Origin of the sequence: Phenylobacterium deserti, assembly GCF_003254705.1 — a bacterium.
In the GTDB taxonomy this organism is placed as follows: Bacteria; Pseudomonadota; Alphaproteobacteria; order Caulobacterales; family Caulobacteraceae; genus Phenylobacterium; species Phenylobacterium deserti.
The window spans coordinates 437,431-457,591 of the sequence record NZ_QFYR01000003.1 but is presented as its reverse complement, the minus strand read 5'-3'; the positions used below and the strand labels follow the sequence as shown (position 1 = coordinate 457,591).

Sequence of the window (20,161 nt, the reverse complement as noted above, 5' to 3'; positions counted from 1 at the left end):
TCTCGGCGGATCACCGGGTCTGATCTACGGACCCGGTGAACGCCCGACCCGCTTAGCGCATCGGGTTGATCGTCTGGATCGTGCCGTCCGAGTTGTAGCGCAGCTCGGTCACCTTGACGTTCCGCAGGTGGGTTTTCCCGGACATCTGGGTGTCGTGGTAGAACAGCCACCACTTCCCTTCGTGCTGCACGATCGAGTGGTGGGTGGTCCAGCCCTGCACCGGCTCCAGCACGACGCCGCGGTAGGTGAACGGCCCATAGGGCGTCTGGCTGGTCGCATAGACAATCCGGTGCGTCTCGCCGGTGGAGTAGCTGAGGTAGTACAGGCCGTTGTGCTTGTGCATCCAGGCCCCTTCGAAGAACCGACGGCTGGTGTCGCCGCCCTTCAGCGGCTGGCCGGCTTCATCCACGATCACCAGGTCGCGCGGTGTTTCGGCGAACGTCAGCATGTCCGCGCTCATCTTGGCGAACTTGGGCGTCAGGGCCGGACGGTCAGGTTGGCCGAGGTCGCTGTTGGACCCGTTGGGGTTCCACTGGCCAGTGGCCCAGCGCTGCAGCTGGCCGCCCCAGATGCCGCCGAACACCATGTAGTGCTCGTTCCCGTCGCGGAAGATGGCCGGATCGATGCTGAAGCTGCCGGGGATCGGCGTGGGCTCGGCCTTGAACGGCCCCTCGGGACGGTCCGAGACCGCCACGCCGATGCGGAAGATGTCCTGGCGGTCCTTGGCCGGGAAGTAGAGGAAGTACTTGCCGTTCTTCTCCGCCGCGTCCGGCGCCCACAGCTGGCGCGCCGCCCAGGGCACGTCCTTCAGGTCCAGAGCGACGCCGTGGTCGGTGATCGGCGCGCCGACCCGGTCCATGGAGAAAACGCGGTAGTCGCGCATCGCGAAGTGGCTGCCCTGGTCGTCGTCCGGCACGCCTGCGTCGATGTCATGCGAGGGGTAGAGGTAGATGCGGTTGTTGAACACGTGCGCCGACGGGTCGGCGGTGTACATGCCTGGGATGATCGGTTGGGACAGGTAGCGCGACGCGCTCGCGGGGCTCGTGGCGGAGCCGCTCGCAGCGCCACCGGACGCGCTATCGGTCGCGCAGGCAGCCAGGCCCAGAGAGGTGAAGGCGGCGGCCACCACGGCGCTCTTGATCATCGGCATGTGTTGTCTCCTCCAAGGGTCAGACCACTTAGGCAGACCAAGCCAATGCGTCCAGCGCGCGAGCGCTGTGCCATCGGGAAGGGCATGTGTTTGGAGGAAATGGTGGATGCGACAGGGATTGAACCTGTGACCCCCTCGGTGTGAACGAGGTGCTCTCCCGCTGAGCTACGCATCCGCCGGTCGTGACGGCCAGGGCCGTCCGGGAAGGTCGAGGCGTATAGCCGTAAGACTTACGCGCCGCAAGCGCCCAAAAGCCGGACGCACGCCTGGGGCAGCTCATCAAAGCTGTGGATGAGAATGTCCGGCGAGAGATCGGCGGCCGGGGTCTCGGTGTAGCCGAAGCTCACCAGGATCAGACCCGCGCTGGCGGACCGCGCCGCGCCGGCGTCGGTGGCGGCGTCGCCCACCAGGATCGCCGTGTCCATGGAGCCGCCGGCCTCGGTCACAGCGGCGATCAGATGACGGGGATCCGGCTTCTGCGCTTGCGCCGCATCGGCCCCGACCACCGCGTCGAAGTGGCGGGTGAGGTCGAGGGCGTCGAGCAGCCGCAGCGACAGGCCGGTCAGCTTGTTGGTGCAGACGGCGAGCTTCGCGCCCGCGTCTTTCAGCTCGGTCAGCGCCGTCTCCACGCCGGGGAACGGCCGGCTGGTGTCGGCGATATGCGCCTCGTAGTGGGCGATGAAGCGGTTGAAGAGGTCCTTCAGCTGCTCCGGCTCCAGCGGCGCGCCCGCCGCCTCGAACCCGCGGCCGATCATCCATCGCGCACCCCGCCCGATGAAGGGCCTGGCCTCCTCCAGAGGCAGCGCCGGCAAGCCTTCCTCGCCGAGCAGGACGTTCAGCGTGCCGATCAGGTCGGGTGCGGTGTCCACCAGCGTGCCATCCAGATCGAACGCGATGGTGGCGCCCGCGAGAGCGGTCAGATCGGCGGCTTGCGGCACGTGAGGTCTCCTGGCTGACCGATCCGCTTAGCCGCTTCTCGCGCCCGGCCACAAGGCTTGCTAAGCCTCGCCGCGACACGCCTGTTCTGAGTCCGCCGGAGTCTTGCTCATGACCGCCCGCGCCGCCGTGATCCTAGCCGCCGGGCAGGGGACACGCATGAAATCCGCGACCCCCAAGGTTCTGCACAAGGTGGGTGGCCGCACCCATCTCGACCGAGCCATCGACACCGTCCAGGCGGCGGGCTGCGAACGGGTGGTGATCGTGGTCGGCGATCACAGTCCGAGCGTTCGCGAAACGGCCGAGAAGCGGCTCGGCTCTGCGGCCATCGCTGTTCAATATCCGCCCCTGGGCACCGCTCACGCCGTGCTGGCCGCCGAGAAGGCGCTGGCCGATTTCGACGGCGACGTGCTGATCACCTATGCCGACGCCCCCTTGCTGCGGACGGAAGACCTCGAGCCGCTGTTCGCATTGCGGGCGGACGGCGCGGACCTGGCGTTGATGGGGTTCGAGCCCGTCGATCCGCTGCTTTACGGCCGGATCATCACCGCACCGACCGGCGAGGTCTTGCGGATCGTCGAAGCGCGGGACGCCAATGACGCCGAACGCGCTGTGCGCACCTGCAACGCCGGCATGATGGTCGCCGACCGCGCTCGGCTGTTCGGCTGGCTTGGCCGTGTCGGAAACGCCAACGCCAAGCAGGAATACTACCTCACCGACGTGGTGGGCCTGGCGGTCGGCGACGGTGGAACCGTCCGCGCCCACATGGCGCCCGAAAGCGCGGTCATGGGCTGCGACACCCCCCTCCAGCTGTCGCAGGCGGAAGCGGTGTTCCAGCAACGTCAGCGCCAGCGGTTCCTGGCCGAAGGCGTCGTGATGCTAGCGCCTGAGACGGTCCACTTTTCCTGGGACACTCAGATCGCCGCGGGCGTGACGGTGGAGCAGTTCGTGGTGTTTGCGCCGGGCGTCACGGTGGAGACCGGCGCCCAGATCCGCGCCTTCAGCCACCTGGAAGGCGCTACGGTGCGCGCCGGCGCCCAGGTCGGCCCCTATGCTCGTCTACGCCCTGGCGCTGACATCGGCCCCGAAGCCCACATCGGGAATTTCGTCGAGGTGAAGAACGTCAAGGTTGGCCAAGGCGCCAAGGCGAACCACCTGAGCTATCTCGGCGACGGCCAGGTGGGGGCGAAAGCCAACATCGGGGCAGGGACCATCTTCTGTAACTACGACGGCTACTTCAAAGCCCAGACGGTCGTGGGCGAAGGCGCTTTCGTGGGCTCCAACAGCGCCCTGGTCGCTCCGGTGACCGTCGGCGCCGGCGCCATGACCGGCTCCGGCTCGGTGATCACCCGGGACGTGCCGGCCGACGCCTTGGCCGTCGCGCGCGGGCCGATGGCCGTGAAGGAAGGCTGGGCCAAGGCTTTCCGCCAACGAAGAGCCGCTGAGAAGGCGGCGAAGAAGGGATCGTGATGAGCGACGCGGACGCGCAGAAGAGGGCCGCCGGCGAAGCCGCCGCGGCTCTGGTCGAAAGCGGCATGGTGGTGGGCCTGGGCACCGGCTCCACCGCGGCCTGGTTTGTGAAGGCGCTGGGCGCGCGCCAGCTCGACGTCACCTGCGTCTGCACCTCCGAGGCGACGGCGCAGCTCGCGGCCTCTCTGGGCATGAAGCTGGCGGAGCTCGGTGAGACCCGCGAGATCGACCTTACCGTCGACGGCGCGGACGAAGTCGGCCCTGGCCTGTCGCTGATCAAGGGCGGCGGCGCGGCCCTTTTGCGCGAGAAGCTGGTCTGGGAAGCCTCCAAGCGCTGCGTCGTCATCGCGGACGCAGCCAAGGTGGTGCCCACCCTCGGCAAGTTCGCCTTGCCGATCGAGGTGGTGGCCTTCGGGCATAAGACCACGGCGCTGCGGATCTGCGACGCGCTGTCCGAATGCGACCTCGGGATTGCGCCGCGTCTGCGCATGAAAGACGGCCAGCCCGTGCGAACCGACGGTGGAAACCTCATCTATGACGCAGCCTGCGGCCGGATCGAGGAGCCGGCGGCCCTGGCGGACGCGCTGAAGAGCGTGACCGGCGTGGTCGACCATGGCCTCTTCCTCGACCTTGCCGACCAGGCCCTGATCGGCGCGCCGGACGGCGTGCATGTCCTGGAGCCGTAAAGAAGGAGCGTATGGTGGCGAACTACGACTTTGATCTCTTCGTAATCGGCGCGGGTTCGGGCGGCGTTCGCGCCGCGCGCCTGGCGGCCCTCTCGGGAGCCAAGGTGGCGGTTGCGGAGGAGTTCCGGGTCGGCGGCACCTGCGTGATCCGCGGCTGTGTGCCCAAGAAGCTGCTGGTCTACGCCTCCGAGTTCGCCCACGGCTTCGACCTGGCCGAGCGTTACGGTTGGACCGTCGGCGAGCGAACCTTCGACTGGCCGCGGCTGATCGCGGAGAAGGACAAGGAGATCGCCCGGCTGTCGGGGATCTATGTCCGCAACCTGCAGAACGCCGGCGCAGAGCTGGTGCATGGCAAGGCGCGGCTGGTGGACGCCCACACCGTCGAGGTGGAAGGCCGGGGCACGGCGACGGCCGAGAAGATCCTGATCGCCACCGGCGGCAAGCCGTGGCTCCCGACCGACCTGCCCGGCATAGAACACGCCATCACCTCCAACGAGGCACTGCACCTTCCCGAGCTGCCGAAAAGCATCGTGATCGCTGGCGGCGGCTATATCGCCGTGGAGTTCGCCTGCATCTTCAACGGCCTAGGCGTGGAGACCACGCTGGTCCATCGCGGTCCCAACCTTCTGCGCGGCTTCGACGACGACGTGCGCTCCCATGTGGCCGAGGAGATCGGCAAGCGCGGCGTCAAGGTGATCCTCGGCGCGCAGCACACCTCCATCGAAAAGACGGACGCCGGGTACCTGAGCCAGTTCACCAACGGCCATCACTGCGAAACCGACCTGGTGATGTTCGCCACCGGTCGCGCGCCCTACACCGACGGCCTCAGCCTCGAGAAGGCGGGCGTGAAGCTTGGTCCTGCCGGGCAGATCCTGGTGGACGAGTACTCGCGCACCAACGTCGACAGCATCTGGGCGGTGGGCGACGTGACCGACCGCATCAACCTGACGCCGGTGGCGATCCGCGAGGGCGCGGCCTTTGCGCAGACCGAGTTCTACGACAACCCAACGACCTTCGATCACGACATGGTCGCGTCTGCGGTGTTCTCGCAGCCGCCGGTCGGGTCGGTGGGCCTGTCGGAGGCTGACGCCCGCCGCAGGTTCCACGGCAAGGTCGACATCTACCAGCAGCGCTTCCGGCCCATGAAGACTGGTTTCGCCGGCGACGACGAGCGTTGTCTCGTGAAGCTGGTGGTCGAACAGGAAGGCCAGAAGGTGGTCGGCTGCCACGTGGTCGGTCCCGACGCGCCCGAGATGATCCAGATGGCCGCCATCGCCATGAAAATGGGCGTGACCAAGCAGCAATGGGACTCCACCTGCGCGGTTCATCCCACGCTGGCTGAAGAGCTGGTCACCATGCGCGACAAGTACGTGCCGCCGAGCCTGGGCCAGGCGGCATGACGCCAGCCCAAGCGCCGCGGACGGCCGCGGACGCGCGCGACCGTCTCGGCGCCTGGTGCGGTTGGGTCATGGTAGGCGTGGCGGTGCTGACGCCGCTGTTCGCCTGGCTGGGGCCGCTAGGCTTTGCGCCCCTGATGGCGCTGGCGGGCCTGCTGTGCCTTCCCGCGCTGCGGCTGTCCGACGAGGATCGTCCGGCGCTGATCGTCCTGCTGGGGGCGCTGATCTGGGCTGCGGTCTCGACCACCTGGAGCCCGTATCAGCCCAAGCATCCGCAGGATGGCCAAGCCGTGAAGCTCGCGGCTGAACTGCCCCTCTACTTCAGCGCCATCTGCGGCGCGCGACGGGCGAGCCCGCACCTGCAGCGGCTAGCCCTGTCGGTGCTGGCCTGGGGCCTTGTCGCCCTGGGCGTGCTCCTGGCGGTCGAGAGCCTCACCGGCGGCCGGATCTTCTACGCCCTTCACACCCGGTTCTATCAGCCGATCCGCATCGACCTCGCGCAGGTGAAGATCGCCCAGACCTCGTTCGTGCTGGCTCTGCTTTGGCCGGTGGCGGTGCTGGGGCGCGTGCGCAGCTGGCGGGACGCCTGGCTAATCGCGCCGATCGCCGCCGGGACGATCATGGCGGGCCTGGCTTTCAAGGGTGATGCGCCGGTGATCGCCGTGCTGCTGGCCGCCCTGGTCGCCCTGCTGGCCTCGCGCTGGCCTCGGGGCCTGCCGATCGCGGCGGCCATGTCCGTGGCCGCCCTGTTCCTCGCCATGCCGCTGATTGTCTGGAGCGTGCGCGAGCTGGCGGACTACACCGCGATCGAAGAGGCCGTGCCGCTCTCCTGGAGCTGGCGGATGGGCTACTGGAGCCATGCGATCGATTGGATCCTGGACGCGCCTGCGCGGGGTTGGGGTCTCGATTCTAGCCGGGCGATGGGTCCCGGCATTCAGTTGCACCCACACAACGGCCCGCTGCAGGTTTGGCTGGAGCTCGGCCTGATTGGGGCCGTAGCCGCCGCTGCTTTCTGGAGCCTATGCCTGGTGCGGCTGTCGCGCCCGTCGCCCAGCCTTCCGGCGGCCGCGACCCTGGCGTCCGTCGCCGTCTACCTGTTGTTCGCCTGTCTGAACTTCGGCGTGTGGCAGGAGTGGTGGATGGGCCTCGGTGCGCTAATTATTGCCCTGTCCGGCATGGTTTCCGCACGTGTGACGCCACGGACATCGACCTGAGACCCCATGTCGGGGTATAGGGCGCCCTTGCCGCCGGCCCGGTCGCCGGCGTGGAGCTTAGAAGACGATGACGCAGTGGACCCCCGCTTCCTGGAGATCGAAGCCCGCCAAGCACATGCCGACGGACTATCCGGACCTGTCGGCCGTCGCCGCTGTGGAGCAGACGCTCCGGGGCATGCCGCCGCTCGTGTTTGCAGGTGAGGCCCGCCGTCTGAAGAGCCTGCTGGGCGACGTGGCCGAGGGCCGCGCCTTCCTGCTGCAGGGCGGCGACTGCGCCGAAAGCTTCAAGGAATTCCACGCAGACAACATCCGCGACACCTTCCGGCTGATCCTGCAGATGGCGGTGGTGCTGACCTTCGCCGGCGGCAAGCCGGTGGTGAAGGTCGGCCGCATGGCCGGTCAGTTCGCCAAGCCGCGCTCGGCGCCGATCGAGACCAAGGGCGACGTCACCCTGCCGTCGTACCGCGGCGACAACATCAACGGCATGGAGTTCACGGCCGAGGCGCGTCTGCCCGACCCGCAACGCCTGCTGCAGGCCTACACCCAGTCGGCGGCGACGCTGAACCTGCTGCGCGCCTTCGCGACCGGCGGCTACGCCGACCTGCACAACATCCACCGCTGGACCCTCGGCTTCGTGGCCGGCAGTCCGCAGGGCGCCCGCTACAAGGAGCTCTCCGACAAGATCAGCGAGACGCTCGCGTTCATGCAGGCGATCGGCGTCACGCCGGAGAACCAGCCCAGCCTGCATCAGGTGGAGTTCTTCACCAGCCACGAAGCCCTGCTGCTGGGCTTCGAGGAAGCCATGACCCGCGTCGATAGCACCTCGGGCGAGTGGTACGACACGTCGGCCCACCTGGTGTGGATCGGTGAGCGCACTCGGGATCTGGACGGCGCGCATATCGAGTTCTGCCGTGGCATCCGCAACCCGATCGGCATGAAGTGCGGCCCGACCATGGAAGACGACGATCTCGCCCGCCTGATGGACGCCCTGAACCCGAAGGATGAAGCCGGCCGCCTGACCCTCTACGGCCGCTTCGGCCACGAGAAGATCGCCGAGCGCCTGCCGCGCCTGCTGCGCGCTACTAAGGCGTCCGGGCGCAAGGTGGTCTGGGCTATCGACCCGATGCACGGCAACACCCTGACGGCGGCCAACGGCTACAAGACCCGGCCGTTCGACCGGATCCTGTCCGAGGTGAAGAGCTTCGTGGAGATCTGCGAGGCCGAGGGCGTCCATCCGGGCGGCGTGCACCTGGAGATGACCGGCCAGAACGTCACCGAGTGCCTGGGCGGCGCCCGCGCGCTGACCGAAGGCGACCTGGCCGACCGCTATCACACGCACTGCGACCCGCGTCTGAACGGCGAGCAGGCGCTGGAGCTGGCCTTCCTCGTGGCTGAGAAGCTGCGCCAGGAAGCCGACGCGCCGAAGAAGGCCGTCGGCTCCAACTGAGCCAGACGCGGCGTGTGCCCCTGAGGTCACGCACGTAACCGGAAGCGTCACCTCAAGGTGACGGTGCTTGCACTGGCGTCCCTGCGACGCCAGTGTCCGCGCCTCTTTGACAATCGAGGCCTGCCATGGACCGCCCTGCGGCCCAGGCGTCCGCCGTCGCTGGCGGGCGCACCCATCCCGTTCGCGTCGAATTGGCCCAGCTGCTGAAGCTGTCCGGCCCGGTGGTGCTCGCACGCCTGGGCATCATGGTGATGGGCCTGACGGACGCGGTGGTGGTCGGTCACTATTCCGCGGCCCAGCTCGGCTATCACGCGCAGGCTTGGGCGCCGACCAGCGTCATCCTGACGATGACCGTCGGCCTGCTCACCGGCATCCAGGTGATGACCGCGCGCGCGGTCGGGCAGGGGCGGCGGGAGGCGGCAGGCGCGGTCCTGCGCCGCGGACTTTCCTATGCCCTGTGGATCGGCCTGGCTTCAGCGCTCTTCCTGATGCTGGCGGGCCCTGCGTTCCTGCACGTCCTCGGGCTGCCCAAGGATCTGGCGGACGGGGCGACCTTGCCGCTGCTGGTCTTCTGCCTGTCCTTGCCCTGCTACGCCGTCAGCGCGTCGGCCAGCTTCTGGATGGAGGGGCTGTCGCGGCCCGGCCCTGCGGTGTGGGCGATGTGGGCGGCGAACCTGATCAATCTCGGTCTGAACCTGGTGCTGGTGCCGGGCGCCTTCGGCCTGCCGGCCATGGGAGCGGTGGGCAGCGCCTGGTCGACGTTCGGGGCGCGCCTGACGCTCGCCGCTTTCATGCTGATCTACATCGCCCGCATGCCGGAAGCGCGAGCCCTGGGCGTGTTCACCAAGCCCGAACGAGACCGTGCAGCCGAGGCCGAGCAGCGGCGCATCGGCTTCGGCGCCGGGATCTCCAACTTCTTCGAAGTCTCGGCCTTCGCGAGCATGACGATCATCGCCGGATGGGTCGGCGGCTACGCCACCGCGGCCTGGGCCATCGTGCTCAATGTGGCGGCGATCATCTTCATGGTCCCGTTGGGCCTGGCCACCGGAGCGGCCGTTCGGGTCGGCGGCGCTTATGGTGCGCGTGATCCCGCGGCGGTGAACCGGGCGGGGTGGATCGCATTCGCCGTGGCTGCCGTGTTCGGCGTCCTCGTCGCCGTCGTGGTCTGGCCGACGGCGGCGTTGATCTCCCGCGCCTATACCTATGACGCCGCGGCTGTGGCTCTGGCCGTGCCGGCGCTGATCGTCGCCTGCTGGATGTTCGCGCCCGACGCGGCCCAGGTTGTCACCGCCCAGTCCTTGCGGGCTCGAGGCGACGTGTGGATGCCCACCGTGACGCACCTGGCCAGCTACATCGGCGTGATGATGCCGCTCGCCTGGTGGCTGGCCATCCCGCGCGGGATGGGGGTGGTCGGCATCTCGTGGGCGGTGGTGGTCGCCAGCTTCGTATCCTGCCTGCTGCTGATCGGCCGCTGGTGGATGCTGGCAGGGCGCGACGCTTAGGCGCCGGCCCCTAGGATCCAGCCTTCCTCGCGCTCCGCGTCGAGGATCACGTCCGCCGCCGTTCCGGTCGGTGCGGCAAAGGCCGTGCCCAGCTTGCCCGCCTCATCCAGCCGCGCGAAGTGCTCGGCGGTGGTCCGAACCTGCACCAGGTCCTTGACCTCGCCGGGCGAGCCCTGCGGTTTGAACAGCGACGGGTAGACCTCGGCCACCACCACCTCGACACCGTCGAGGTCCTGTTCGTTCAGCGTCCGGAAGCCGGTCTCGAACGGCCAGACCTTCACCGCTTCCCCGCGGGCGAGCTTCAGGCGGCGGGCCGCCGGAATGCCCAGGATCGCCTGACCGCCCACCGAACCGTTGTAGTAGAGCTTCCAGATCGACGCCGCGCCCTTGGCGGCGAGGTCCGTGTGCCGGAATTCCGGCAGGTCGCCGGGCCCATGCGGCCGGCTGCGCTTCGGCTGAAGGGTGGTCAGCGCGTCCTTCGGAGGGCACCCCCAGAACGGGAATGGACCGCCGGTCATCCGCCGGTTGATCTCCGAGCCGACGCCGAAGCGGTTGTTGGTGTTGTCGGCCTTGTCCTTGACCATCTTGTCCAGCTGGTCCCAGACCGCGCGCCAAGGCTGCTCGCCCGTGAGATTGAGCGCCGCCGCAAAGCCACGCGGGAAGCCGAGCGGGAAGTCGAAGCCCACCAGAGCCCGCTCGCCCCGCTTCTTGAAGTCGTCCAGGATGGCCGCGAGCTTCTTCTCGGCTTCCGCTCGGGTCGGCGGGTTGAAGCTCTCGAAAGCCAGCCGGAAGCGCACGTCGCGCTTGAGCACGCCGATCCAGATGGAGTCCGCGCCGGTGGACGGCTTGGCGGCCGCGCTCCAGTCGACGATCACATAGGCGCTGAACAGGCGCGGCACGGAGAGCTCCTGGGACCGGAAAGGGGTGCGGGGCTTTTAGCCCCTTGGCCAGAACGGTCCAGTGCTTCCGGCGTTCACCCGGCTCAAGCGAGCTTGACCAACATCTTCCCCAGGTTCTCGCCCGAAAAGAGGCCGAGGAAGGCGTCTGGCGCCTGCTCGATGCCTTCCTTGACGGTTTCGCGCCAGGTGACTTTGCCTTCTGAGACCCACTGGGACAGGTCGCGTACGAAGTCGGCCTTCATGTCCGCGTTGAAAGACACGATGAAGCCTTCCATCCGGATGTTCTTGCCGATCATCAGTGCGAGGTTCCGGGGGCCAGCCGGCGGCTCAGTGGCGTTGTACTGACTGATCATACCGCAGATCGCGAAGCGGGCCTTGAACCGCGCCGCCGTCAGCGCCGCCTCCAGGTGCTCGCCGCCGACATTGTCGAAGTAGACGTCGATCCCATCGGGCGCGCCGGCCAGCACGGCCTTGGCGAGGTTCGGCTCGGCCTTGTAGTCGACCGCGTGATCGACCCCGATCTCCTTCAGGAAGGCGACCTTCTCGGCGCCGCCAGCTGAGCCCACCACCTTGTGCCCTTTGGCCTTGGCGATTTGGCAGACCACCGAGCCCACAGCGCCGGCCGCGCCCGACACGAACACCACGTCGCCTTCCTTCAGCGCCGCAATCCGTAGCAGGCCCACATAGGCCGTCAGCCCCGGCATGCCGGCCACGCCCAGAAACGCCTGCGGCGGAAGTCCTTGCGTGTCGAGTTTCTCCAGTTGCCCGCCGGGCGCCACGAACGCCTCGCGCCAGCCCTTCATGCTGAGCACCAGGTCGCCTTGCTGGAAGGCCGGGTCATTGGAGGCCTCGACCCGTCCGACCGCGCCGCCCTCCATCGCCTCGCCCAGACGGAACGGCGGGACATAGCTCTTCACGTCGTTCATCCGCCCGCGCATGTACGGATCCACCGTCATCCAGAGGTTCCGGACCAGGACCTCGCCCGCGCCGGGCTCGGGGACGTCGACAGTGGCCAGTTCGAAGTTCTCGGGAGCGGGCATGCCCGTGGGCCGGCTGATCAGGCGAATTTCGCGGGAGGTGGTCATGGGCGGGATCCTCTGCGTCCGATGCGTCAAACGCTTGTTTAGCTCGCCTCGGCGGGTGGCGTCGAGGGCGGCGACCTGCTACCCGCACGGCCCAATCCGGAGCTTGGCATGATCGAGTCACTGCGCGGCGGCGTCATCGGGGCAGGGGTTTTTGGGGGCTATCACGCCCGCCAGTACGCCCGGCTGGACGGCGTGGTTCTGTCGGCGGTGCTCGACCCGCACCCGGATCGCGCCGCCACCGTGGCGGTGCCGCTCGGCGGACGCGCGTTCCATGAGATGGCCGAGTTTCTGGAAGCCGTGGACGTCGTCACCATCGCCTCGCCGGCAACCCTGCACGCCGAACAGGCGCTGGCGGTGCTCGCCGCAGGCAAGCCGGTCTATGTGGAAAAGCCGATCGCAGTGACGCTGGCCGACGCTGAAAAGGTCCGCGCGGCGGCCCAGGCTCAAGGCCTGGTGGTCGCCTGCGGGCACCAGGAGCGGGTGGTCTTCCGCGCCATGGGCTTGCTGGATGTGCCGGAACAGCCGCTGCGCCTGGAGGCTCTGCGCCATGGCACGCCATCGCCGCGCAGCCAGGACGTCTCGGCCGTGCTCGACCTGATGATCCACGACATCGACCTCGCCCTTTCAATCTCAACGGCCGAGCCGACGACGGCGGAGGCGGAAGGCGCGCGTGGCCCAGGCGGCGTCTACGACCAGATCCGCTCGGAGGTGAGCTTCGAGGACGGCTTCGTGGCGGTGTTCGACTGCTCCCGGATGGCGCAGGAGCGCAAGCGCACGATGAAGGTGGTCTATCCCTCCGGCGAGGTGGAGATCGACTTCCTAGCCCGGACCTTCCGCAACACCACGCCGTTCGAGCTCAACCCGGACTTCGCCGACACGCCGGCGGCCAAAGACCCGCTTGGCGCGAGCGTCGAAGGCTTCCTGCAGGCCGTGCGCGGCGAGGCGCCCCGGCCGGTGGTCAACGCCGAAGAGGCGATCCGCGCGCTCGACCTCGGCTTGGCCGTCGAGCGCGCGCTGGAACAGGGCTGAGCGTCAGCCCCCGTTCCGATCCAGCCAGGCGGCGACCCAGACAAGGGGCGCGTTCCAGTTGATCGCCACCTCGTTCAGCGCGTAGGCGCGGGTGTCGTCCGCCCAGCACTTGAGCGGCGCGCACTTCCCCTTCAGCTCCAGCGCTACCGGATCGCCCATGCTGGTGCTGTTCGGCCCGCCCGACAGCGCCCCCGGAGGCGGCAGCGGGAACGCCGGGTCCATCTGGTGGGCCCAAAAGCGGTGGTGCGGATTGCGCATTGGCCGCGCGCCGTGGCCGCTGACGAACGAGCGATCGAGCGGGTTGCGCCCGAGCACATAGTCCATGGCGTCCACCACGCCGGCCTTGTACCGGGCCTCGCCCGTCAGGTCCGCGACCACGGCCAGCACCAACGCCCGGTTCAGCACCGTGGAGTTCGAACCCCAGGGATAACCCTCCGGCGCGTAGGGCAGCCGGTAGCCCTGCCGCGCCCCATCCGCCAGAGCCCGGTCCGCATTCGCCACCAGCGCGCTGCGCACCTTTGCCTGGTCGGCGGCGTCCAGCCCGCCTGGCCGAGCCGCCAGGGTGACCAGGCCTGCGGTGGCGACCGCCGGCCAAGCGATGTCGTCCGCAGTCTGCGGCAGGCCGGTCCAGACGCTGGAGCCCTTCAGGTCGGCCAGGAAGGCGGCCTCGCCCGTCGTGGCGTAGAGCTCGCTCGCGGCCCAGAAGAACTCGTCGGCGAGCTTGCTGTCGCCGTAGCCGCCGCCGCCCGCGAAGTCGCCCAAGGCGTAGACTTCCGGATTGCGCTTGGCCGCTGCGTAGGCGCTGCGCGCGGCGCCGAGGCAGCGTTCCGCGAAGGCAGGATCGATCGTCCGCCAAATGCGCCCGCATTGGGCCGCCGCTGCGGCCAGGTTCAGCGTCGCGCTGGTGGTCGGGCCGTAGAGGAAGCGGGTCTCGGGGTCCTTGTCCGGCCGCATGGGCAGGCCGGTCCAGCGCTGATCATGCGCCTTCAGGTGCGCCATGCCGCCAGCGTCTATCGGGCTGAACACCAGAGGTTTGCCGCGTCCCTGCGCGCCGACCGGGACGCTCAGGCGCTTGCCCTGCGGGACCTGCATGCGCAGCAGGAACTCGAGTTCGACGCGGGTTTCGTCCAGCAGGTCGTCGACCCCGTTGCCCGCCTCAGGGATCCGCCCGCGCCCGTCCGCGAACGGAGAGCCTTTCGGCGCCAGCCGCTCGTAGGCGTTCAGCAGGGTCCAGACGGAAACGCCCGCATTGACCACGTACTTGCCGTGGTCGCCCGCGTCGTACCAGCCGCCCGTGACATCCAGGGTGTAGTCGCATCCGGGCCAGGTGTTGCCCGCATTGTCCTTGCCCGAAAAGCAGGTGAGCTTCTCCGATGGATGGCCGGCCGGCCGCGCCAGATCCGGCCGGCTGACGAACCGCGGCTCGATCGGGACCGCAGCCCGGTTCTCGTAGAAGTATCCGAGCGCGTCGAACTTCAGCCGCTCGTAACGGGCGGGCTGGATCGCAAAGGGCCGGCTCTGCGTCTGTCCGACCACCAGCTTGAAGCCATCGCCAGCGGTGCGCACGCCGCTGAAGTCGATGCGATGAAGGTGCTCGCCCGATGCGGAGTCCGCACCAACCACTTCGGTGCGCCCGCTGGCTTGCGTGCGGCCGCGCCCGTCCACCAGCCTCCACGACAGCGGAGCAGATGCGCTGTCGGCGACCACCGCAAGCTTCGGCGCGTCAGGTGCAAAGCCGAGCTGGTTGAACCGAATGGGGGAGGCGGCAGGTTCCGCGGCCAGCGCGCTCGAGGCGGCGAGGACGGAGGCTGCGGCGAGCAGGCGAGGGAGCAAGCGAGACATGGCTGGCACACAGGCGGATTCCCAGCGCCCGATCAAGCGGACAGTCTCCTGCCGCGAGGCTCCTTCGGGGTCGAAGCAGCTAAGCTCAGCCGTTCAGCGCCAACCCAGAGGCAAGATCTTGCGCAGCTAATCGGCCGCGGCCCCTTCCAACGGCACAATCCGCCCTTTATGGAAGGCGCCTCTTAGTCGGGAGCGTCATCATGCATCGCAAGCCGGACGGGTCCTGGGACAAAACCAAGCTGCCCAGCCGCCACGTCACCGAGGGGCCCGCGCGGGCTCCGCACAGGTCCTACTACTACGCCATGGGCCTCGGCAGCCGTGAGATCGCTCAGCCGTTCGTAGGCGTCGCCTCCTGCTGGAACGAAGCGGCGCCCTGCAACACCGCTTTGCTGCGCCAGGCGCACGCCGCGTCGGAAGGCGTTAAGGCCGCCGGCGGCACCCCGCGCGAGTTCGTCACCATCACCGTGACGGACGGCATCGCCATGGGCCATGAGGGGATGCACTCCTCGCTGGTCAGCCGCGACGTCATCGCCGACTCGGTCGAGCTGACCATGCGCGGCCACTCGTATGACGCGCTCGTGGGCATCGCCGGCTGCGACAAGTCCCTGCCGGGCATGATGATGGCCATGCTGCGCCTGAACGTGCCCAGCGCCTTCATCTACGGCGGCTCCATCCTGCCGGGTTCGTGGCAAGGCCGCGAAGTCACGGTGCAGGACGTCTTCGAAGGCGTCGGCAAGTACTCCTCCGGCAAGATGAGCCTGGAGGACCTCTGCGATCTCGAGCAGCACGCCTGCCCGAGCGACGGGGCTTGCGGGGGCCAGTACACCGCCAACACCATGGCCTGCGTATCGGAAGCCATCGGCCTGGCTCTGCCGCTCTCTTCGGCCCTGCCGGCGCCCTATCTCGCCCGGGACGAGTACGCCAAGGCGACGGGCGAGGCGGTGATGGCGCTGATCGAGCGCAACATCCGTCCGCGCGACATCTGCACCCGCGAAGCCTTCGAGAACGCCGCCGTCGTTGTCGCCGCGACCGGCGGCTCCACCAACGGCGCCCTGCACCTGCCGGCCATGGCGCACGAGGCGGGCATCGACTTCACCCTGCGCGACGTGGCCGAGATCATGCGGCGCACGCCCTACCTGGCCGATTTGATGCCGGGCGGCCGGTACCCTGCCAAGAAGATGGGCGAAGCGGGCGGCGTTCCCATGCTGCTGCGGACTCTGCTGGACGCCGGCCTGATCCACGGCGACGTCATGACGGTGACCGGCAAGACCCTGCGCGAGAACCTCGAAGGCGTCGTTTGGCGCGACGACCAGGACGTGATCCGTCCGGCGTCCAACCCGCTGTCGCCCACCGGCGGCGTGGTCGGCCTGTGGGGCTCGCTTGCCCCCGACGGCGCCATCGTCAAGGTGGCCGGCCTGAAGCACACCAAGCACCGTGGCCCGGCCCGGGTCTTCGACGGCGAGCAGGCCTGCTTCGAGGCGGTTGAGCGTCGCGAGTACAAGGAAGGCGACGTGCTGGTGATCCGCTACGAGGGTCCCAAGGGCGGCCCCGGCATGCGCGAGATGCTGGCCACGACCGCGGCCCTCTACGGCCAGGGCGTGGAGAACATCGCCCTGATCACCGACGGTCGCTTCTCCGGCGCCACGCGGGGCCTGTGCATCGGCCACGTGGGACCGGAAGCGGCTGCCGGCGGGCCGATCGCCCTGGTCAAGGACGGCGACATCATCTCCATCGACGCCGACGCCGGCACGATCGACCTGGAAGTCGATCCCATCGAGCTGGAGCACCGCGCCCACGAGCTGTCGCTCGAGCCGCCCCGCAAGCACAACTACAACTCCGGCGCCATCTGGAAGTATGTCCAGCTGGTCGGCCCGGCTTATGCCGGCGCGGTGACCAACCCGGGCGCCGCCGCCGAAACCCACGTCTACGCGGACATCTGATGAAAACCCTTGGGCTCCTGGGCGGGATGAGCGCCGAAAGCACGGCGGTCTACTACCGGGAGCTCAACCGTTTGGTACGAGAGCAACTGGGCGGCCTCCACTCCGCCCAGCTGCTGCTCTGGTCGGCGGACTTCGCGCCGATCGCAGAGCTGCAGGCCAAGGGTGATTGGGATGCCACCGGCCGCCTGTTGGCCGAGGCCGCTCAGGCTCTTGAGCGCGGCGGCGCTGAAGCGATTTTGCTTTGCACCAACACCATGCACCTGAACGCCCCGCAGATCGCGGCGGCGGTGGGCGTGCCCTTCCTGCACATCGGAGACGTGACGGCCGAGGCCCTCAAGGTTCGCGGCGTGCGCCGCCCCCTGCTGCTGGCGACGCGCTTCACGATGGAGAAGGCCTTCTATCGCGAGCGGTTGGAAGCGGCCGGGATGGACCCGCTCATCCCAGATGAGGCCGAGCGCGCCGAACTCCACCGCATCATCTTCGAAGAACTTTGCCAGGGTCGCGTCGAACCGGCATCCAAAGCGGCGGCTCTGGACATGATCGCGCGCGGCAAGGCGGTCGGCGCGGACGGCGTGATCTTCGGCTGCACCGAGATCGGCCTGCTGCTTGACCCGACTGAGCTGGATTTGCCCGTGGTGGACACGACCCTCGCGCATTGCGAGGCCGCGGTGGCGTTCGCCTTGGCCTAGGGCAGAGCCGGCACGCCCACGAGGTGCGGGTGACCGAGCAGCAAGGCCGCCCAGACGCCCACGGCGAGCAGCAGCCGCCAGGCGCCGATCTCCCCGATGTTCAAGCGTTGCCGTCCTTGCGCGATGGCCAGGAACGGGATGATCGAGGTCTGGGCCGCGAAGGCGTCCCACTTGGAGCCGAGCGCTCGCCGCCGCTTGGCGTCGATGCTAACCGTCCCGAACAGCGTCAGCAGCAGCATGGAGGCGAACAGCACCATGCTAGCGACATCACCGTTCACCAGCAGATGTCCGATGGCCCAGATCGCAACGCCGCAGAGGAACGGATGACGGGTGATCCGCAGGACGCCCTGAACCGGTCGATCGAGCGCCGCCTCCTGACGGACGCTGGTCGGATTGGGCGTGCTGAGGCCGAGCACCACGAGGCTGACCGCCCCCAGTTGCAGCCCCACCTGCACCCAACGCAGCACGGAAGCCGCGCCCCAGATCAGCTCGTTTCCCGGCGCGCTCCGCGCCCGGCCGAAAGCTAGGCTCAGCCAAACAATGCCCGCCAAGGACGCCAGCGAGAACAGGCCCATGTAGGGACCCTCGCCGATCCGGCCGACCAGGGCGTCGCGAACCCGTGTGCCGGAAACCAGGAGGTGGATCAGGACGAAGAAGGCGGCGGCCGCAAGCAGACTGGTCATCGGCGCAGGCTCCGAGCTTTGCGGCCAAGCTGCGCGCCACGCCGCAAACCGTCAACTACCAGGGAGGACCGTCGTCGGGCTCGTCATCCTCATCGTCTCGCTGCGTGCGCGCCGGCGGCTTGGCGCTAGGCGAGGGGGCTGCGGGAGAGGGAGCAGCGCCCAGCGTGGAGAGCGGTTCGCGCTCCAGCTCCGGATCGAGGTCGAGGTGCGCGGGTTCGGGCCCGAGATCCGGCTCCGGTTCAAAATCGAACGGCAGTTGGCCAGCGCCCGCCATGGCCGGCGTGGCCACCTGCGGCTCGGGCTTCTTCGGGAAGGCGCGCGGCTTGCGTGGCGGCGCTTCCAGGGCCCGTTCCCGCACAGCTTCGGTCGCCAGGGCGGCGTTGGAGATCGGCAACGGGCCGGCCCGGCCTTCCGGCGCCTGCCGCTTCAGGATCGATTCCGTGCGGGCCAACCAGCGGTTCGCTTCCTGCATGGCCTCGGAGGCGGTGGCCGACTTCCGACGCGCCTCGTCGCCCGCCACCCACAGGTCGAGGTCGAAATCGGGATGGGCCGGATCGTCGAAGATCAGGCGCAGCCGCACCAGCTTCTCGGCCCCGCCGAACAGGTCCACCGCGCGGCGCGGCTCGCCTCGATACACGCGGCCGGCCACCTGACCGTCAACGATCAGCTCCGCCCCGACCACTTCCTCGAGCCGATAAACCAGGCACCAGGTCCCGGCGTCCCAGGCGACCGCCAGACGTCCGCTTGGGAAGCTGAAGCCTGCGCCACGTCCGCGGCCCGCCGCCACGAGCATCGCCTCGGGCTTGCCGCCCAGCACGTGCTTCAGGCCTCGGCGAATCCGCCGGCTCTCCTCCGAGTACCAGACCGCAGCCCCGCCAAGCAGGGTCAGGCCCACCCCGGCGAGCACGATCATCACCAGAAGACGCGCGATCTCGTCCATGGCCCCAGGCTAAGCCCGTTCGGGCCTTTCGCGAAAGTGCGGCCTAGAGGTCCAGCTCGACCACGAGCGGCACGTGGTCGGACGGCTTGTCCCAACTGCGCACATCGCGGTGGATGCTGACGCCGCGCAGCTTGTCTGCGGCTTGGGGCGAGAGCAGGGCGTGGTCGATGCGGATGCCGTTGTTCCGCTGCCAGGCGCCCGCCTGATAGTCCCAGAAGGTGTAGGCGCCCGGCGCGCCGTCCGCCTGCAGATAGGCTTCCGTCAGGCCAAGCCACTTCAGCGACCGGAACGCGGCCCGGCTTTCCGGCTGATAGAGCGCGTCTTCCACCCAGTTCTTCGGGAACTCGGCGTCACGATCTTCGGGGATCACGTTGTAATCGCCCACCAGCGCCAGGGGCTCTTCGTAGCCGAGCAACTCCTCGGCATGCCGGCGCAGGCGCTCCATCCAGGCGAGCTTGTAGGCGAACTTCTCGGTACCGGTCGGATTGCCGTTGGGCAGGTAGATGGAGGCGACCCGCACCGGCTGCGGTCCGGACACTACCGCTTCGAGGTAACGGGCCTGCTCGTCCGTGTCGTCGCCCGGCAACCCGCGCCGCACGTCTTCCAGCGGCGTCTTCGACAGGATAGCCACGCCGTTGTAGGACTTCTGACCGTGAACGGCGAGGTTATAGCCAAGCCGTTCAAAGGCTTCGGCCGGAAACTTCTCGTTGACGCACTTGATCTCCTGCAGGCAGGCGACGTCCGGCTGCGCCTCCTCGAACCAGCGCGTCACCGTCTCCAGGCGCGCGTTGACCGAGTTCACGTTCCAGGTGGCGATGCGCATGCGGAAGCTCCGGCCTCGTGTTGGCCGGCGAAGCTAGTGGCGCCCGCGCGCCGGCTCAATGGCCTGGGTGGCCGAAGCCTCAGATCGAGAAGCTGACGCCGCAGCCGCAGCTGGATTTGGCGTTGGGGTTGCGGATGCGGAACTCCGCCCCGGCAAGTTCCTCCACGAAGTCGATCTCCGATCCTTTCAGGAACGGGATGGACACCGCGTCCACCAGGGCCGCTGCGCCGTCGCGCTCGATCCGGATGTCGTCGGCTTCCGACTGCTCCACCAGGTCGAACTGGTACTGGAAGCCGGAGCAGCCGCCGCCTTCCACCGCAATGCGCAGCATGACCGGCCGCCCCTCGGCTTGACCGATGGCGCGGATCCGCTGGGCGGCGTTCAGGGAGAGGGTGACGTCGGTGGTGGTCATGGCCTGTTAAAGGAACT

At 68.6% G+C, this 20,161-nt stretch carries 18 protein-coding genes and 1 tRNA gene; 9 read left to right on the top strand and 10 right to left on the bottom strand.

Going from position 1 to position 20,161, the window contains the following annotated elements:
• Positions 1 to 52: 52 nt before the first annotated feature.
• From DJ018_RS14755 to gph, 3 genes are all read right to left on the bottom strand, one after another.
• Positions 53 to 1,150: a glycoside hydrolase family 43 protein gene (locus tag DJ018_RS14755; RefSeq protein WP_111515709.1), complete on the bottom strand. Its 1,098-nt coding sequence runs from the start codon at positions 1,148 to 1,150 to the stop codon at positions 53 to 55.
• 100 nt (positions 1,151 to 1,250) lie between these two features.
• Positions 1,251 to 1,325 (bottom strand) — tRNA-Val (locus DJ018_RS14750).
• A 55-nt stretch (positions 1,326 to 1,380) separates the two neighbouring features.
• Positions 1,381 to 2,088 carry a phosphoglycolate phosphatase gene (gph, locus tag DJ018_RS14745; RefSeq protein ID WP_111515708.1) on the bottom strand — a complete coding sequence of 236 codons (708 nt, stop codon included), beginning with the start codon at positions 2,086 to 2,088 and terminating at the stop codon, positions 1,381 to 1,383.
• Positions 2,089 to 2,197: 109 nt separating this feature from the next.
• On the opposite strand from gph, the gene glmU reads away from it, so the two are divergent.
• The 6 genes from glmU to DJ018_RS14715 all read left to right on the top strand — a co-directional run bounded on the left by glmU (position 2,198) and on the right by DJ018_RS14715 (position 9,802).
• On the top strand, positions 2,198 to 3,556 hold the full coding sequence (gene glmU / locus DJ018_RS14740) for a bifunctional UDP-N-acetylglucosamine diphosphorylase/glucosamine-1-phosphate N-acetyltransferase GlmU (protein WP_111515707.1): 1,359 nt from the start codon (positions 2,198 to 2,200) through the stop codon (positions 3,554 to 3,556).
• Complete coding sequence (rpiA, locus tag DJ018_RS14735) at positions 3,556 to 4,242, top strand: ribose-5-phosphate isomerase RpiA (RefSeq protein ID WP_111515706.1); 687 nt, start codon at positions 3,556 to 3,558, stop codon at positions 4,240 to 4,242. The genes glmU and rpiA overlap by 1 nt, the downstream gene beginning before the upstream one ends.
• A gap of 14 nt (positions 4,243 to 4,256) precedes the next feature.
• On the top strand, positions 4,257 to 5,642 hold the full coding sequence (gor, locus tag DJ018_RS14730) for a glutathione-disulfide reductase (protein ID WP_111515766.1): 1,386 nt from the start codon (positions 4,257 to 4,259) through the stop codon (positions 5,640 to 5,642).
• Positions 5,639 to 6,853: an O-antigen ligase family protein gene (locus DJ018_RS14725; RefSeq protein ID WP_111515705.1), complete on the top strand. Its 1,215-nt coding sequence runs from the start codon at positions 5,639 to 5,641 to the stop codon at positions 6,851 to 6,853. The genes gor and DJ018_RS14725 overlap by 4 nt, the downstream gene beginning before the upstream one ends.
• A gap of 67 nt (positions 6,854 to 6,920) precedes the next feature.
• Positions 6,921 to 8,300, top strand: a complete 1,380-nt coding sequence (locus DJ018_RS14720; protein ID WP_111515704.1) for a class II 3-deoxy-7-phosphoheptulonate synthase — start codon at positions 6,921 to 6,923, stop codon at positions 8,298 to 8,300.
• A gap of 125 nt (positions 8,301 to 8,425) precedes the next feature.
• Positions 8,426 to 9,802, top strand: coding sequence for an MATE family efflux transporter (locus DJ018_RS14715; RefSeq protein ID WP_111515703.1), 1,377 nt, complete (start codon positions 8,426 to 8,428; stop codon positions 9,800 to 9,802).
• Here DJ018_RS14715 and DJ018_RS14710 read toward each other — a convergent pair.
• Positions 9,799 to 10,701, bottom strand: coding sequence for a cobalamin biosynthesis protein CbiG (locus DJ018_RS14710; RefSeq protein WP_111515702.1), 903 nt, complete (start codon positions 10,699 to 10,701; stop codon positions 9,799 to 9,801). The genes DJ018_RS14715 and DJ018_RS14710 overlap by 4 nt on opposite strands.
• A gap of 83 nt (positions 10,702 to 10,784) precedes the next feature.
• Positions 10,785 to 11,786: an NADP-dependent oxidoreductase gene (locus tag DJ018_RS14705; RefSeq protein WP_111515701.1), complete on the bottom strand. Its 1,002-nt coding sequence runs from the start codon at positions 11,784 to 11,786 to the stop codon at positions 10,785 to 10,787.
• 108 nt (positions 11,787 to 11,894) lie between these two features.
• On the opposite strand from DJ018_RS14705, the gene DJ018_RS14700 reads away from it, so the two are divergent.
• The gene (locus tag DJ018_RS14700) at positions 11,895 to 12,815 is read left to right on the top strand and encodes a Gfo/Idh/MocA family protein (RefSeq protein ID WP_111515700.1); all 921 of its coding nucleotides are present in this window, start codon (positions 11,895 to 11,897) and stop codon (positions 12,813 to 12,815) included.
• Positions 12,816 to 12,818: 3 nt separating this feature from the next.
• Here DJ018_RS14700 and DJ018_RS14695 read toward each other — a convergent pair whose 3' ends face one another.
• The gene (locus DJ018_RS14695; protein ID WP_111515765.1) at positions 12,819 to 14,657 is read right to left on the bottom strand and encodes a glycoside hydrolase family 9 protein; all 1,839 of its coding nucleotides are present in this window, start codon (positions 14,655 to 14,657) and stop codon (positions 12,819 to 12,821) included.
• A 200-nt stretch (positions 14,658 to 14,857) separates the two neighbouring features.
• On the opposite strand from DJ018_RS14695, the gene ilvD reads away from it, so the two are divergent.
• Both ilvD and DJ018_RS14685 read left to right on the top strand, forming a co-directional pair.
• A complete protein-coding gene (gene ilvD / locus DJ018_RS14690; protein WP_111515699.1) occupies positions 14,858 to 16,597 on the top strand; it encodes a dihydroxy-acid dehydratase in 1,740 nt (579 codons plus the stop codon).
• Positions 16,597 to 17,286, top strand: a complete 690-nt coding sequence (locus DJ018_RS14685) for an aspartate/glutamate racemase family protein (protein WP_111515698.1) — start codon at positions 16,597 to 16,599, stop codon at positions 17,284 to 17,286. Before ilvD ends, DJ018_RS14685 begins: the two co-directional genes overlap by 1 nt.
• Here the strand turns inward: DJ018_RS14685 and DJ018_RS14680 are convergent.
• The 4 genes from DJ018_RS14680 to erpA all read right to left on the bottom strand — a co-directional run bounded on the left by DJ018_RS14680 (position 17,283) and on the right by erpA (position 20,144).
• Positions 17,283 to 17,969, bottom strand: a complete 687-nt coding sequence (locus DJ018_RS14680) for an NnrU family protein (RefSeq protein WP_111515697.1) — start codon at positions 17,967 to 17,969, stop codon at positions 17,283 to 17,285. The genes DJ018_RS14685 and DJ018_RS14680 overlap by 4 nt on opposite strands.
• A gap of 55 nt (positions 17,970 to 18,024) precedes the next feature.
• Complete coding sequence (locus DJ018_RS14675) at positions 18,025 to 18,909, bottom strand: hypothetical protein (RefSeq protein ID WP_111515696.1); 885 nt, start codon at positions 18,907 to 18,909, stop codon at positions 18,025 to 18,027.
• Between the two features lie 43 nt (positions 18,910 to 18,952).
• Entirely contained in the window at positions 18,953 to 19,732 is a 780-nt protein-coding gene (xth, locus tag DJ018_RS14670; protein ID WP_111515695.1) for an exodeoxyribonuclease III, read from the bottom strand.
• A 79-nt stretch (positions 19,733 to 19,811) separates the two neighbouring features.
• A complete protein-coding gene (erpA, locus tag DJ018_RS14665) occupies positions 19,812 to 20,144 on the bottom strand; it encodes an iron-sulfur cluster insertion protein ErpA (protein WP_111515694.1) in 333 nt (110 codons plus the stop codon).
• Positions 20,145 to 20,161: the final 17 nt, after the last annotated feature.